A 14,880-nucleotide genomic window follows, 5' to 3' on the forward strand; every position below is an offset into this window, starting at 1 on the left:
GGGGCCTCCCTCTGATGATCGGCATGGCTTCTTCCGCGCGGCGACGCACAGAGTTACACCGTCTCTGCGGAAGGAAGCCCGACACGGGCCCGGTCCTTCTCGGGGACGAGGTCCAGGTATGTGTCGGTGTCCCGGGCGATGACCTTGCGGACGTAGGGGCAGTACGGCAGGACGGCGAGGTTGCGGCGCCGGGCGTCGTCGAGGGCCTCGGCGACCAGCTGCCCGGCCAGGCCCCGGCCGCCGAACTCGGGAAGGGTCTCGGTGTGGGTGAACGAGATGCTGCCGTGGGCGAGTTCGTAGACGGCGAAGCCCGCGAGACGGCCATCGTCGTGGATCTCGTAGCGGTGCTCGGCGGGGTTGTCGCGGGTGGCGGTGCTCATGTCAGGCCCTCCTGTGCGGTGGCCGCCCGGGAGGTGCGCGGTGCGGTGGCCGTCTGGGGCGGTACGGGGTGGCGGCTGACGATCGACACGCGGTTGAAGGCGTTCATGGTGAGGGCGACCCAGGCGACGGCGGAGATCTCCTCCGGTGTCAGGTGCCGGGCGGCTTCGGCGTAGTCCTGGTCCTGGACGCGGGCGTCCGGGAGCACGGTGACGGACTCGGCGAGGGTGAGCGCGGCCCGTTCCCGGTCGGTGAACAGGCCGGCGTCGCGCCACGCGGGCAGGACGGCGAGGCGCTGCGTGGTCTCCCCCGGCGCAGGGCGGCACGCACGTGCAGGTGCAGGCAGGAGGCGCAGCCGTTGATCTGGGAGACACGGATGTTCACCAGCTCGACCAGGGTGCGGTCGAGTCCGGCCGCGCGGGCGGTCTCCCGTACCGCCTTCGCGGTCTCGCGCAGGGCCCGGTACGCCTGAGGGCTCTGCCGGTCGATCCACACCCGGTCCCCGGGCGGTGTCGTGCTCAGCGGGTCCCCGGGGCCTGCTGCCAGAAGGGGGCCTCGGCCGGAATGAGGGGGAGCGCGGAGTCCACGCGGCCGAAACGGTCGTCCTGGCGGGCCCAGGAGGCATAGGCGGCGTCGATCTCCTCGCGGTCGCGGCCGACGAAGTTCCACCACATGAGGATCGGCTCGGGGAAGGGCTCACCGCCCAGGAGCATGACCCGGGCGGGCTCGCGGACCTCCAGGGGGAGCTCGTCGCGTCCCTCGCCGAGGTAGCCCAGGCGCCCGGGGCGCAGGGGCTGGTCGCGGACGGCCACGGCCCCCTGAAGGACGACGAGTGCGTACTCCCAGTCCGGGCGCAGGGAAATGGTGGCCGGGGCCCGCAGGTCCAGCTCGACGCCGACGAGCGGGGTGTCGTGCCGGGCCGGGCTGCTCAGGCCGCCGAAGTCGCCGATCAGGACGGTCGCGGCGCCGGCCTGGCCGTCGAGGTCGGCCCGCGGCAGTTCCGCATGGTGCTCGAACGCGGGTGCGCCGTGCCGGGTGCTGTCCGGGAGGGCGGTCCACATCTGGATGCCCTCCAGGGTGCCGCGGTAGTGGCCGGTGGCCTCCTCCGCGTGGGAGACGGCGCGGCCGGAGGTCATCAGGTTGAGCTGGCCCGGCTTGATGACCTGCTCGGAGCCGAGGCTGTCGCGGTGCAGGACCTGGCCGTCGGTCAGCCAGGTGACGGTCTGCAGGCCGATGTGGGGGTGCGGCCCGATGTCCAGGCCGCTGTTCTCGGTGACGTCGGCCGGCCCCATGTGATCGGCGAAGCACCAGGCCCCCACCGTGCGCCGGCCCCGGCGCGGCAGGGCCCGGCGCACCCGGATCGCGCCGACGGTCGCCTCCCGGCTGTCGCTCACCTCCAGGCAGGGCGGTTCGGGATGGCCGGTCTCGGCCTGATCGGCGGGCGCATCGACCGTACTGACCGGTCCGCTCATCACAGGACCTCTTTCCTCGTGTGCCGGTGTCTTCTGGTGACCGGACCGCCAGGGGACGCGGCTTACTTCCGGCGTGTCCACGGGCGCTTGTGTCCACCATGACGTGCAGTCCACGGTGGAAGTACCCGTTTGCGCGTGCGACAAAAGGCGACCCCCGCCAGGCGGGGGTCGCTCGGACCAGCGACGGTCCGTCGGCCGCACCCCGGGGTGCGGCCGACGGACCGTCGCTGGTCCCCTCCTGGACAGGGCCGGGTCAGGCGGCGGCGAGGCCGGCCCTGAGGCCGGACGCGATCCTGACCACGCGCTCGGCCTGGATCCGGGCGGCGGTGCGGGTGGTGTCGTCGACCGGGTTGTTGCCCTGGGCGTCGACGTGGGAGGTGCCGTAGGGGTTGCCGTCGGCGAACTTGGCGGGGTCGGTGTAGCCGGGGGCCACGAGGATGCCGCCGAAGTGGTGGACGGAGTGGTACAGCGCCAGCAGGGTGGACTCCTGGCCGCCGTGGGCGGTGGAGGTGGCGGTGAAGCCGCTGTAGACCTTGTCGGCCAGCTTGCCCTGGGCCCACAGGCCGCCCAGGGTGTCGATGAACTGCTTGAGCTGCGAGGCGATGTTGCCGAAGCGGGTGGGCGAGCCGAAGATCACGGCGTCGGCCCACTCGATGTCGGCCGGGGTGGCGACGGGGATGTCGGCGGTGGCGGCGGCGTGGGCGGCCCAGGCCGGGTTGGAGTCGATGGCGGCCTGCGGGGCCAGCTCGGCGGCCTTGAGCAGGCGGACCTCGGCGCCGGCCTTCTCCGCGGCCTGGGCGATCTCCTTACCGATCTCGGCGACGATGCCGGTGGAGGAGTAGTAGACGACGGCGAGCTTGGTCGGGGTGCGCACGGCTGCGGTCTCCGTTCGGTTGGTGTCGGGGGTGCGGTGACGGCTGAAGATGCCCATGACAGCTTTCGTTCTGGTGCTGAACACCCATCGACGGGTGTTGGTTGAACCGTAAACCATCATGTGGGCGTCTGTACTTCCAGGGGTGGGTGGCAGGTCAGCGCATGACCGCAGCGCAGGCTGGCCAGACCCCGCGTGCAGCCCGGCTCGTCTGCCACTCTGCAGCCACCGTTCAGGGAACCGGCGCCGTCGGGATGACCGGATCGCCGTCGCCGACGGCCCGCAGCTCGCCCTCCTCGCTGCCGACGCACACGCATGAGGTGCGGTTTCGCCCAACGTGGCTGCGGGCCGGCCGGGTTGCTGCCCGCGAGATAGAGCGAGGGGGGCGGATGTCTCGACCTGCCGCTCGAGAACCGGCTCCCAACGGCGGGTCTCGGAGGAATATTCCGACGCACCGACTTTTGCCGGGTGGCGGACCTCACGCCCCAGGTAGTTCAACGCTCAACCAAATGGGCTACTGTCTCAAGTGCCCGAAGGCAGGCGAATATCCGCGAAGCGATCCATTCGCATCGCCGGATGAGCAGGGAGGAGGAATCATGTCAAACCAGACTGCGCGCCGGGCCGCCGCCGCGATCACTTCTGCTGCCGTCGCGGCAGCCGGCCTTCTCGCCGGTGGCGGCGCCGCCTCGGCGGCGGCGTACCCGAGCAGCAGCCACTCGGGCGCCGTATCCGCCGTCCGAATCTCCGACCATCACAACGGATACCGGCACCCCCACAGCGGGGACCGACGCAGCGCATTCGACGGCCGGGGCGGTGACGATTACGGCTACGGGAAGCGGGATCACGACGGAGGCCGCTCCTGGATCCGGTACGACGACCGCGACGGTTACCAGGCGCGGATCGACGAAGGCCGTCGTCAGTGGGTCCTCGACCAGCTCCGCTGGGCCGAGGAGCACGGACACGCCCACCAGGGCAGCCCGCAGCACCACGACCGGTCACACGGCTGAGGACCGCGGGCACCGAGGCCGCCACCGCTCGGGCTGCCGTATACCGGTGGGCAAGTGACGCGGCCTGAGCCGCCCCCTGCACCACATGCGGGCGGGCGTCACAGGGCAGCGGGGGTGGTATGCGGTGGCATGACCGCTTAAGGGACAGCAGCGGTCATGCCACCGCATACCACCCCCGCGACCCGCACCCCGCGCGGAAGTTCCGCAGCCGCCGCTGTGGCTTCGTTCCCTTCTACCCTCGTGAAAAAAGCCACCTCTCGCCCTCGGCGGCCGTGACCTCCACCACCGCAAATCCCGGCTCCACCACATGTGCGCCGTTGCGGGGCCGGCCGGATCCGGCCCTTCACGTACCGCTCCACGGTGCGCTGCGAGACGCCCAGCGCGCCAGCCACCGCCCGGGTGCCCTTGAACTGCCTGACCAGATACCACATCTGCGCGCCAGCTGCTGACGGAGTATGAGGAGAGCGGGGAGGAACCGGTGCTGTCGCTGGCCGCGACGATTTTGGAGTCCGAGGAGCCCGAAGTACGGCGGTATCCGATGCTGCACCATCATTTCAGGGCTTACAAGCCGCTGGACAACGCGCTGGCTGTGCTGCGCAGTGCCGGTCTGGCGGCCCACCGACGACGAGAAGGTGCGAACCCACCGCTGCCTCTACCGCGGCAACAAGATCCCCTCGCCCTGGCCCAATGGGACCACGATCGCAGCGGCCGTCTGAGAGGGCTTGTGGAGAGCCGGATGCCTGGAGAGCGGGCACGTCGGTTCGGGAGGCGGGCCGGGGAAACCCACCGACGGCAACGCCGGCAAGGCGCCCCGGCCCGACCTCACCAACTGTCCGAGTACGCGGGCGACATGGCCCCGTGGCCATACCCTGATTCATGACACTCCCACTCCGGGCCGTGACGCGTGGATGTACTGGTCGGCCCAGGCGCTGATGATGTGGGCGGCTCGCTGTGCTTGTCCTCGGGCGGTCAGGAGGTGGTCTGCTCCGTCGAGCGCGACGAAACTACGCGGGTGTCGTGCCTCGTAGAAGATCTCCCCGGCGTTGGCGATGTCGACGGTGTTGTCGGTAGGCGAATGCAGGACGAGTAGTGGTAGGCGCAACTCGCGTATCCCGGCGCGCAGGCTGGCATGGTGGACGTCCTCGACGAAGGCACGCTTGAGGACCAGGGTCCTCCCGCCGACGAACCACTCGTGCGACCCTTCACTGAGAACGCGATCTATGACCGCGTCGTACTGTCCCTCGACGTGGCTGGGGTCGACAGGCGCCCCGATCGTGGCGACCGCGCGGACGCCGGTTGCCTCGGCCGCCGCGGCGATGGCGGCGGCGCCTCCCCACGAGTGCCCCACCAGCAGGTCTGCTGGAGTCCCTCGCTCCGCCATCAGAGTTGCTGCACGGACGGTGTCCTGGACCTTGATGGTGAAGGAACCGTCCCCCAGTCGCCGTCGGAGCCTCCGATCCCGAGGTTGTCGTAGCGCAGCATTCCGATCCCCTCGCTTGCCAGTTGCTTGCTGACGCGCGAAGCGGCCGGCGAGTTCTTGCCGAGTGTGAATCCGTGGACGAAGATTCCCCAGCCCCGGATCTCGCCGTCTGGCAGGTCAATTACTCCGGCCAGTTCGGGGCCGACGATGCTCTTGAATCTCACTTCCTCAGTCATGTTGTGATCACCTCGGCATGGGCTGTTCGTGGGGTCGGGGAGGTGAGGGCGACACCGGCTGTTGCCACGCGCGGGCTCCGCGCAGGAGAGCGGTGAGCGCGGTGCCTGTCGCTGTCGGCGTGTCAGGCGGTCGGCTTCTGGACGAAGGTCGGCTTGATGGCGAGTAGCGCAGTGATCTCATCGGCGAGGCGCGGGCCGAGCCTGCCCCAGCCGTCCTTGTAGCCGTAGACGCCGGCCAGGGTGCGGGCGTCATAGTCGCCGCTCATGATCTCGATGTCGGTGGCTGTGATGAGTGCCGGGTGGGCGACGCCGATGGCCGACGAGACCTTCATCAGCTCCTTGCGCAGGGTGCGCAGGTAGGCAGCGGCCCGGGTGGCCTTCGAGGTCGGGTCGAGGCCGCGGGCCAGCCACGGGTTCTGGGTGGCGACGCCGGTGGGGCACCTGTCGGTGTGGCACTTCTGCGACTGGATGCAGCCGATCGACAGCATCGCCTCACGACCCACGTTGATCATGTCGGCACCCAGAGCGAAGGCGACTGCGGCGTTCTCGGGCAGGCCGAGCTTGCCGGAGCCGATGAAGGTCAGCTCGTCGGTCAGCCCCAGCTCGGCGAAGGCGCCATAGACCCGGGAGAAGCCCATCCGGAACGGCAGCGACACCGAGTCGGTGAAGATCAGCGGCGCCGCCCCGGTGCCGCCCTCGCCGCCGTCGACGGTCACGAAGTCGACACCACGGTCACCACGCGCCATCAGCGCGGCCAGCTCCTGCCAGAAGTCCAGCTCGCCCACCGCGCTCTTGACCCCGACCGGCAGACCGGTCTCGGTGGCGAGCAACTCGACGAAGTCGAGCATGGAGTCGACGTCGCTGAACGCGGTGTGCCGCGACGGGGAGGCGCAGTCCTTGCCGGGCGGGATGCCGCGGATCTCGGCGATCTCCGGGGTCACCTTCGCGCCCGGCAGCATTCCGCCCAGCCCCGGCTTGGCGCCCTGGGAGAGCTTGATCTCTATCGCCTTGACCGGGGCGCTGGCGACCACATCCTTGAGCTTGTCGAGATTGAAGGTGCCGTCCTCGTTGCGGCAGCCGAAGTACGCCGTACCGATCTGAAGGACGAGGTCGCCACCGTTGCGGTGGTACGGCGAGATGCCGCCCTCGCCCGTATTCTGCATCGTGCCCGCCAGCGCCGCCCCTTTGTTGAGCGCCGTGATCGCCGCGCCGGAGAGCGATCCGAAGCTCATCGCCGAGATGTTCACCACGCTCGCCGGTCGGAACGCCTTGGCGCGCCCGCGCGGCCCGCCCAGCACCTTGGCCGAGGGCAGTGGGGCCTGCGGGTCCTGCGCGTCGGGCAGCGTGTCGGCGAACGTGCGCTGCTTCAGGTATGCGTGCCCCTGCACGTGCTCGACGTCGACGTCAGTTCCGAACCCGAAGTAGTTGTTCTCCTCCTTCGCCGACGCGTAGATCCAGGTGCGCTGGTCACGACTGAACGGGCGCTCCTCCTCATTGGTGGTCACGATGTACTGCCGCAGCTCCGGCCCGATCGTCTCCAACAGGTACCGGGCGTGCCCGATCACCGGGAAGTTCCGGAGCAGTGCGTGCTTCTTCTGGAAGAGATCGCGGGCGGCCATCAGTGCCAATCCTGTTGCGGCGGCCGCGCCGATACTCCGGGCGTTCATGAACGTTCCTCTCCTCGATGCTCGACTCCACCGCTATGCGGTGGAGTCGACGTGTCGTGTTGGGCGTTGGGCGACGGGCACGGCCCAGCGGGGGTGAAGAAATCGAGAACATCGTCCGGGCGAACCGCCCCACCGACCCCGGCCAGGCAGCCGAACGCACAGCCCGACCGTAAACTCGCGCTCCGCACAACCACCGACGCGAACCACCGACGGGCCCACCGCGCCTTCCACCTGCGCGCCGCGGGTGCCAGAGCCAGGGGTCCGGTACGGGTGGACGGCGATGAGCACCCGGGCAACGCGGCGTGTTGCACTCGCGGCGGGGCGTAGTCCTCCGCCGTCTGCGCGGCGGCCTCCGCGCGGCCCTCTCCCGGGCGGTCGCGGCTGCGGCGAGCGCCTCGGCGGCCCGCTGCTCATCGAATGCACGCCGCGTGGCGGGACGTCTGCGTCTGCGCCTTGAGGCGCCTCGCCTCCGCCCCCAGCGGCCTCGTCGCGGGCCCGGGGCGCGGCCGGGTGTTCGCCGGCGGTCTTGATGTTCACCCGGTGCATGCGGACCTCAGGCGCTTTCGCCGAGCAGTCCGCACAGTTCTTGTTCCACATCGAGCAGCCGCGTCTCGTGGCCCGGGGGCACCAGTCGGTAGGTCCGCTGCAGCCACCGCTCCACCACGGCGGACGGGGCCTGGAGCAGGGCCTGCCCGTCCGGGGCGGCCAAGGCAAGACACAGCATGCGGCGCGCCCCGGTACCGGCAGGCCAGGTCCGCACGTCGCCCTGCCCACAGGGCCCGAACGCGCCCTGGGCCAGCAGTTCGCGGGCGAACACCCAGGTCACCGGGGCGTGCAAGCCGGTGTGGAAGTCGACCTGGACGGCGTAGGGGTCGCGCGGGTCGTAGGACAGTCGGGTCGCTACACCGATGCTGCACCCCGGCGCGACCAGCAGGCGCATCTCGCACTCCTGCTCGACGAAGTTCTTCACGGGCTTTCTCTTGTCTCTCGATCCGGACGGCGCCCGCGGGAGGCTCTCCGGACGGTTCTTTCGGCGACCTTGATGCGGGTGCCGTGTTCCGGCCGCCGCCCGGCGTCGGACGACGACATGCCCGGGGCGGGGTGCGGCGCGCCTGCAGTCGCACTGCACCCCGCCCCCGGTGATATGGGCGCACCCCGTCCGGTCACCTGCTGCCGGTCTCGGCCGCGGTCGCTCATACGCGACGTCGTTGTCGGACATGAGCCATGCGGACGGTGCGTACGTCTGATCAGCGGACCGGTGGTTCCGGCCCCCCGCCGTCAGCGGCGATCGTCCCCGCGGTCACGGTCATGCCGGTCACGGTCACGGTCCCGGTCGTACCGGTCACGGTCCCGGCCCCGGTCGTACCGGTCACGGTCCCGGTCGTGCCGGTCGTTGTCCGTGGCGTAGGAGCCGGTGACAACGCGCTGGGCGTCGGAGTGGGGCGATGCCGAGGCTGTACCGCCCGCGGCGAGCACAGCGCCCGCGGCGACAGCCACCGAGGCGGCCGCAGTGGCGATCCGCCTTCCGAATATGCGACTCATGATCACTCCTCCTTGAATGCCATGCCGACGTTCCGCCCCGCGGGACGTCGGACGGTGCCCCGAGGTGGTGGGACACCGCCGAAACTACCCCGAGATGGTTGAAGGATAAACTTTCCGCTGTGTGGGCTATTTCACCGACATCGCCCCCCGCAGAGGGAAATAATCTGACCTCCCCCGACCTTCGCGCGGCCGGGATCAACCGCATCGACGGGCACGGAGAAACCACCACCGGCCGGGGCGGAACGGCAGCCCGCCCCGCCGGCAGGGACGCCAGCACGCGCCGACGACCGCCCCCGAGCACATCGACCCGCCGACACACCGCTCGCGGCGCCGCGCCCGGCCCACCGCGACCCGTCCTGCCGGACCGCGGGGACACGACTGGTCAAACCCGGCGGAAAATGGCATTCTCCATTTTGTGCAAGATTCAACTAATTCGGAGGAGAGGCCGCCCACCCCGCCTCCCGGATGGCCGGCGCTGGCGCGTCTGGTCAAATCCGTGGCCGCCCGCCAGGGCAGGCACATCCTGTCCCACGGCGGCAAGAATCTGACCGCCGCACTGCTCGCCTGGCAGGCGAGCGCCCCGTGGGGGCCGGGACGACCCCAGTTCCTGGCCGTCGCCACCGCCCTGCTCGTGGTCAACACCTCGACGGTGCACCACTCGGTGACCGAGGCCGCGCGCCGGATCGCCGTCCAGGCGGCGGGGGCCGCCCTGGCCATCGCCACGGCCTGGTGGCTGGGCCCCACCGCCGGAAGCATCATGGTGGTCCTCGCCGTCGTCCTGGCCACCCGCGGACGCCGGATGTTCGACGACCAACTCCAGGTCGCCTCGACCGCGCTGCTCACCCTGGCCGTCGTAGCGGCGATGCCGGTGCGCGACCTCGTCCTCCTGGCGCTGGCCACCGCGGCCGGGGCCATCGTAGGGACGGCGGTCAACGCCCTGATCCTGCCCCCGGTGTACGTGGACGACTCCCGTGCCGCGGTGCGCCGGCTGGCCCGGGCCACCAGCGCGCTGCTGCGCGACATGGGCCGCGGCCTGCACCAGCACCAGCGGCCCAGCCACGCGCGGGTCTGGCTGTCGAGAGCGCGGCAACTCGAGGAGGAGATCGCCGAGGCGCAGGACCAGGTGCGGCTGGCCGAGGACAGCCTGCGCTGGAACCTCCGCTGCTCCGTGCACGGGCCCCGGCGGCCCGGAACCGGCGGCCATGCGCTCCTCGTCCTGCACGGGATATCACTGCAGGTGCGAGGGATCGCCCGGACCCTGGCCGATACCCTGGACGCCCCCCGGGACGACTTCCGTCTGGGGCGGTTGTTCACCGACCAGTACGCCCGGACGCTCGAGCTGGCCGGACAGGCCGTGGAGGACTTCACCGCAGGGAGCCGGGCCGCCGAGCCGGAGCACACCGCCGCCGGCAAACGGCTGTGCACCGCGCTTGACCAGGCCCAGAGCTGGCATGACCGCATGACCGAACTCGTGGCACGCGGCGCCCTGACCGAACCCGGAGCCTGGCACATCTACGGATCGCTGGTCACCGACGCGGAACGGCTCCTGTCCGACCTGGACCGCGCCGGGACCTCGGAGCCGATGGCACCGGTGACGCCGCTGGCGAAGAGCGCGCCCACTGCCCGGTTCCCCCGCTCCTGACCGCCCGGCCCGCCGCCGGCCCAACCCGTCGAGCGCCTTCTCGAACACAGCCCACGAGTGCCGCCGTCCCCACCAGTCGAGTATGTTGAATATTGAACAAATATCCCGGGTCGTCCGCGCCGCCCGCCGCGGCGGGCGGCGCTCCTCGCGAAAGGCCCTCCCCATGACCACTGCCATGACGCTCTCGCCGGCCCGCTCCCTCACCTGGTCGCTGCCCTGCACCGCCGACGCCCCCGCCCGGGCCCGACAAATCACCCGCCGGCTCCTGCACGACTGGGGCCTGACCGGCGAGTACACCTGCCGCACCGAGGTCGTCGTCGCCGAACTGGTCGGCAACGCGCTCACCCACGCCCGGCCCGGCGTCCGCGTCACCTGGCGGCTCGTCCGCGACACCGAACAGCCCGCGGTCCGCGTGGAGGTCACCGACGGGGGCCCCACCCGCTCCCCCGCCGACACCGACCGCGACACCGACGAACACGGCCGAGGACGCCTGATCGTGGCCTCCCTCGCCTCCCGGTGGGGCACCTACCGGCGCCCCGACCGGCACGGACGCACCTACTGGGCGCAGATCGCTCCAAACTGATCCGGCGGCGCGGAACGCCCCCTGAAGACATCACGTCCGCCGGACGGCCGGCCACCGAAGTCCTCGCCCCCGCAAGGCCGCGACCGCCCGGCGGCGGCCCCCTGCCCCGTACGCCTCCACCGCGGAAGCGGCCCCCCACCGGACCCCGCGAGCACAGGCCGGCCCACCCGCATGGAGGCGGGCAGGGCCCTCTCTGCCGATCGGTTATGCGATCGCCCTCGCGAAGGCTGCGACGAAGACCGGGAACCGGCCCTTCGATTGATCCTTAGAGGAACGCGGTGAAACGCAACCGTGATGCTCCGTACTTCTCGGCAGACCGGCGCCGGCCGTTGCCCGCCGCGCTGATCGCCTGCGCACCCCTCATCGCATACGCCACCTCGAACACCATCAGCGTGTTTCCCCTGCTGGCAGCCACCCCGATGGTGGCCGCGCCCCTGCTCTCCCTGACGGGCACCATCGCCACCGGAGCAGCAGCAATGCTCATGGGGCCGCTCCTGGTTCTTCTGTACGGCGGCCCGTACACCATCACTCACCACGTCGCACTGCCGAGCATGGCCCTCCTGACCGCCCTGGCCGCTGGCATCAACCGGATACTGGCCCACGAGCGGCAGCAGCTGAAGTCGGCCCGCGACGTTGCGGAGACCGTCCAACGCGCCGTGCTCCCGGACCCACCCAGCCGCATCGGCCCCCTGGCCGTGGCCGCCCGGTACCAGGCCGCCGAGAGGAAAGCAGCCATCGGCGGTGATCTCCACGCGGTCCAGGAGAGCCGGTACGGCACCCGGCTGCTGATCGCGGATGTCCGCGGCAAGGGAGTGGGCGCGGTCAGGACCGTCAACGGACTGCTCGGCGCCTTCTACAAAGCCGCCGTCCGGGTGCCGGACCTGCCGGATGTGGTGAACCGCCTGGAGGAGAAGATGCAGCGGATCAACACCGACCAGAGCGGTCCGGGAGCATCCGAGGCGTTCGCCACGGCCGTCATTGTCGAGATCCCGACCGACTGCCGCACCATACGCGTGGCGAACCGGGGACATCCGGCACCCCTGCTGGTCGACGACGGCCGGGCGCGGCTCCTGGAACCGAAGTCGCCGTCGCTGCCACTGGGCCTGGCCGATCTCCCCGCCCTGAACACTCCCGTCCCCGTCGACCTGTTCAAGCTTCCCCCAGATGCCACCCTGGTGCTGTTCACCGACGGCGTCACCGCGGCCCGCGATCCGCGCGGCCTCTTCTACGACCCCGTCCCACAGCTGTCACGCCCCACCCCGCCCGGGCCCGACGGCCTGCTGGACGCCCTCATCGCTGATCTGTCCCGGTACACCAGGGGGCGCCAGGACGACGACGTCGCACTGCTCGCCGTGACCCGTACCGCAGGAGCAGACCGTCAGCCCGCCCCGGGCCCGGGAACCCGGGAGCGATAGAGCCCGAACGGTCCGGGGCGGTGAGGGAGCGAGCGATGGGCGGTCGTGATTCTTTCCTGATCGGGTGGAGGTGGCCGCTGCCGTCGGTGCCGGGGCTGCCGGAAGCGAAGGAGCCGGCCGCACGGGAGACGGTCGAGCCGGTCCGGGAGGCGGTGGCGTCGGGGGCGGAGGTGGGGTGAGATGCCGCTGAACGCGGACAGGAACCGCTGCGCGTGGCCCGGCGAGGTGAAGCGTTTCATCGCCCATTCGCGCCGGCGGGTCGGCTGGTGCCAGTTCTCGGCCCGGTTGTTGATGTACTTCGAGGTACGGTGCTCCACGCCCGGCATAACCCGGCGGTGGGCCGCGCCGCAGGAGCGGGGCTTGCCGGTGACCACCACCCGCGGCATGTACTCCAAAACCTTCAGGAGCCGGCGAAAAAACCGGACAGCCGCCTGCATGTCGCGTCGGGGCTGGACCAGGATGTCGAGGACGGTGCCGCCAGCGTCGACGGCCCGCCACGGTACGTCAGCTCCCCGTTGATCCTGACGAACACCTCGTCCGGGTGCCACGTGTCCCCGGGCCGGGGCCGCCGGCGGCGCAGGAGGTTGGCGTACTGCTGCCCGCACTTGCCGCACCAGCGGCGGACCGTCTCATGGGAGACGATCACACTGCGCTGCAGCATCAGCTCTTCGACCTCGCGGAAGCTGAGTGGGAAGCGGAAGTACCGCCACACGCAGTGGGAGATCACCTCGGCCGGATACCGATGCCCCCTGTACGACGGCGGCGCACTCTCTACGGTGATCTCCTCCCCGCACGGCCAACCCCAAGATCATCCCACGCGCCAGCCAACGTGACAGCGCCCGCGTGGCTGGCCGACAACACCATCGAGAGCCGGGTGGCCCCGGTGGCCAACGGCGTGATCACCGCATGGGAGGCGTGGCCTCCTCGCTTTCCGCTCCCCCACCCGAGGTTTGGCGTCCGCCCCACCGCGGGCAGCACCCGAAGGAATGTCCCTGAACAGCCGAAGCCCGGCGAGGAGGTGGCGCCGTGGAGGACCCCGAGCGGACGGCCCGCACGCTGTGGGCCCTGATCGAGCCGGTGCACGCGGTGACCTACTTCGCACCGCAGGCCCGGGCCGCCTTCGCCGAGGCGGGGCTGCGCGGCTTCTGGCGAGGGTACTTCGCCGGACGCGCCGCGCCGCTGGGGGCGGTCGGCCCCGGGCCGGTCACGGCCGCGTTCTTCGGCTTCGCCCTGGCCATGGTCGCCCGGGCCGTGCCCGATATCTGGACCAGGGCGGCGCCCGAACGTGCCCTGCGGGCCCGGCAGAACGGCGCCGGCGCGGCCCTGAAACACTTGCTGTCCGGCCACGGCCGGCAGGTGGAGGAGGCCGCCGCCCTCTTGGCACCCGTGGCCGAAGGGTTGGACTGCGCCGGCCGGGTGCTGGCCGCCGCCAACCAGGACCTCCCGACACCACAGGGTGCCGTCGACCGGCTGTGGCACGCGGCGACCGTCCTGCGGGAGCACCGTGGCGACGGCCACGTCGCGGCCTGGGTCGCGGCCGGGCTGGACGGCTGCGAGACCCTGGTGCTGCGGTCGGGCATCGACCTGCCGCGTACCGAGCTCCAGCCCCACCGGGGGTGGAGCGACGACCAGTGGCAAGCCGCCCGGGCCCGGCTGATCGCCCACGGATGGCTCGCGCCCGACGGGACGGCCACCTCGGAGGGGCGCCGAGTGCACCGCACGGTGGAGGAGGCCACCGACCGGGCCGCCGCACGCCCCTGGCAGGCCCTGAACCCCGCCGCGGTCGACCGGCTGCATCGGCTGCTCGCCCCACTGGCCCACGCCTGCGCCACCACGCTGCGCTTCCCCAACCCGATGGGACTCCCGGCCCCGACCGAATGAACTCCGCCGTCTTCCACCGCCCCTGTGCCGCTCGAAAAGTCATCGCCGCTGGCGGCAGCGATGATGTGGCGCCGGCCCCAGCATGGCCTGTCAGACGTGCGGGCCGAGCAGGATCGACGACTGCTCGCTCTGGCAGGCGGTGTGGCTCGCTCCAGACGCCGTGCGCCGCCTCCTCGTTGACGATGTCGCGCAACACCACTGTCCTGGGAGGAGCTGTTGGAGGAAGGGAAGAGCACGGCCCCGTTCGAGCCGATCGCCACATGGGGGCCAAGGCTTGGGTCGAGTCACTACTGGTCGTGGAGCTCGCAATGGGAGGCAGCGGCCGGCCAAGCGCTCGCCCACCTGCTGGCAGCTTCCGAAAGGCGGCCGGTGAGGGTCCCGAACGGCCTGATCGAGGACGTGTTCCAACGCGCCCTCGATGCTCTGCTGGCCGTGGGACCGCCGGAACGGCACGCCGTCCTTGCCGGGCCGGGACAGCCTGCCCCGACGCAGACGTGGACATCCTGCTCGTGCCGGTCCATCCGCAGACGGGGCGGACTCGCACGGTCTTCCACCTCCACCCGGTCAGACGGCGCCTCGTGGCGCACCCAGCTGTTCTTGCGGCCGACCGGGCCGAGCAGGCCGCGTACGTAGTCCCGCATCCGCCGGCGTGGCTTCACCCGCGCGAAGCGGGCTCCGGTCCGCAGGAAGAGTTCTTCGAGCTCCAGGTCCCAGGCGTTCGTCGGCACATCGTGGATCACGACAACGAACTGCTCGTCGCGCTGTC

13 protein-coding genes and 4 pseudogenes are annotated in these 14,880 nt (G+C 71.1%); 6 read left to right on the top strand and 11 right to left on the bottom strand.

Annotation, left to right across the window (positions count from 1 at the left end):
- Positions 1-53: 53 nt before the first annotated feature.
- The 4 genes and pseudogenes from WJ438_RS04260 to wrbA form a co-directional block, all read right to left on the bottom strand.
- Positions 54-380 (bottom strand): GNAT family N-acetyltransferase, encoded by a 327-nt coding sequence (locus WJ438_RS04260; RefSeq protein ID WP_406724016.1) that lies wholly within the window; start codon positions 378-380, stop codon positions 54-56.
- Positions 377-900 (bottom strand): annotated as a pseudogene (locus WJ438_RS04265) (carboxymuconolactone decarboxylase family protein). Before WJ438_RS04265 ends, WJ438_RS04260 begins: the two are co-directional and overlap by 4 nt.
- Positions 897-1,850 (bottom strand): pirin family protein, encoded by a 954-nt coding sequence (locus tag WJ438_RS04270; RefSeq protein ID WP_406724017.1) that lies wholly within the window; start codon positions 1,848-1,850, stop codon positions 897-899. The pseudogene WJ438_RS04265 and the gene WJ438_RS04270 overlap by 4 nt, the downstream one beginning before the upstream one ends.
- Before the next feature lie 253 nt (positions 1,851-2,103).
- Positions 2,104-2,724, bottom strand: coding sequence for an NAD(P)H:quinone oxidoreductase (wrbA, locus tag WJ438_RS04275; RefSeq protein WP_406729586.1), 621 nt, complete (start codon positions 2,722-2,724; stop codon positions 2,104-2,106).
- 593 nt (positions 2,725-3,317) lie between these two features.
- Between wrbA and WJ438_RS04280 the strand changes: the two genes are divergently transcribed.
- The gene (locus WJ438_RS04280; RefSeq protein WP_406724018.1) at positions 3,318-3,728 is read left to right on the top strand and encodes a hypothetical protein; all 411 of its coding nucleotides are present in this window, start codon (positions 3,318-3,320) and stop codon (positions 3,726-3,728) included.
- Positions 3,729-4,048: 320 nt separating this feature from the next.
- Here WJ438_RS04280 and WJ438_RS04285 read toward each other — a convergent pair.
- From WJ438_RS04285 to WJ438_RS04310, 6 genes and pseudogenes are all read right to left on the bottom strand, one after another.
- Positions 4,049-4,180 (bottom strand): annotated as a pseudogene (locus WJ438_RS04285) (XRE family transcriptional regulator); the annotation flags it as partial.
- Between the two features lie 422 nt (positions 4,181-4,602).
- Positions 4,603-5,109, bottom strand: coding sequence for an alpha/beta hydrolase family protein (locus WJ438_RS04290; RefSeq protein ID WP_406724019.1), 507 nt, complete (start codon positions 5,107-5,109; stop codon positions 4,603-4,605).
- The gene (locus WJ438_RS04295; protein ID WP_406724020.1) at positions 5,109-5,384 is read right to left on the bottom strand and encodes an alpha/beta hydrolase family protein; all 276 of its coding nucleotides are present in this window, start codon (positions 5,382-5,384) and stop codon (positions 5,109-5,111) included. Before WJ438_RS04295 ends, WJ438_RS04290 begins: the two co-directional genes overlap by 1 nt.
- A 122-nt stretch (positions 5,385-5,506) precedes the next feature.
- Entirely contained in the window at positions 5,507-7,051 is a 1,545-nt protein-coding gene (locus WJ438_RS04300; protein WP_406724021.1) for an FMN-binding glutamate synthase family protein, read from the bottom strand.
- Between the two features lie 553 nt (positions 7,052-7,604).
- On the bottom strand, positions 7,605-8,021 hold the full coding sequence (locus tag WJ438_RS04305; protein WP_406724022.1) for an SsgA family sporulation/cell division regulator: 417 nt from the start codon (positions 8,019-8,021) through the stop codon (positions 7,605-7,607).
- 308 nt (positions 8,022-8,329) lie between these two features.
- Positions 8,330-8,593 (bottom strand): hypothetical protein, encoded by a 264-nt coding sequence (locus WJ438_RS04310; RefSeq protein ID WP_406724023.1) that lies wholly within the window; start codon positions 8,591-8,593, stop codon positions 8,330-8,332.
- 496 nt (positions 8,594-9,089) lie between these two features.
- On the opposite strand from WJ438_RS04310, the gene WJ438_RS04315 reads away from it, so the two are divergent.
- From WJ438_RS04315 to WJ438_RS04325, 3 genes are all read left to right on the top strand, one after another.
- Positions 9,090-10,235 carry a hypothetical protein gene (locus tag WJ438_RS04315; RefSeq protein WP_406724024.1) on the top strand — a complete coding sequence of 382 codons (1,146 nt, stop codon included), beginning with the start codon at positions 9,090-9,092 and terminating at the stop codon, positions 10,233-10,235.
- Between the two features lie 163 nt (positions 10,236-10,398).
- Positions 10,399-10,818, top strand: coding sequence for an ATP-binding protein (locus WJ438_RS04320; protein WP_406724025.1), 420 nt, complete (start codon positions 10,399-10,401; stop codon positions 10,816-10,818).
- A 278-nt stretch (positions 10,819-11,096) separates the two neighbouring features.
- The gene (locus WJ438_RS04325) at positions 11,097-12,233 is read left to right on the top strand and encodes a PP2C family protein-serine/threonine phosphatase (protein WP_406724026.1); all 1,137 of its coding nucleotides are present in this window, start codon (positions 11,097-11,099) and stop codon (positions 12,231-12,233) included.
- Between the two features lie 152 nt (positions 12,234-12,385).
- On the opposite strand, the pseudogene WJ438_RS04330 reads toward WJ438_RS04325, so the two are convergent.
- Positions 12,386-13,014, bottom strand: a pseudogene (locus tag WJ438_RS04330) (IS6 family transposase); the annotation flags it as partial.
- Between the two features lie 245 nt (positions 13,015-13,259).
- Between WJ438_RS04330 and WJ438_RS04335 the strand changes: the two are divergent.
- Positions 13,260-14,114, top strand: a complete 855-nt coding sequence (locus tag WJ438_RS04335) for an SCO6745 family protein (protein ID WP_406724027.1) — start codon at positions 13,260-13,262, stop codon at positions 14,112-14,114.
- Positions 14,115-14,187: 73 nt separating this feature from the next.
- Positions 14,188-14,653, top strand: a pseudogene (locus tag WJ438_RS04340) (hypothetical protein); the annotation flags it as partial.
- Positions 14,654-14,880 lie beyond the last annotated feature (227 nt).

Source organism: Streptomyces sp. GD-15H (assembly GCF_045291515.1).
In the GTDB taxonomy this organism is placed as follows: Bacteria; Actinomycetota; Actinomycetes; order Streptomycetales; family Streptomycetaceae; genus Streptomyces.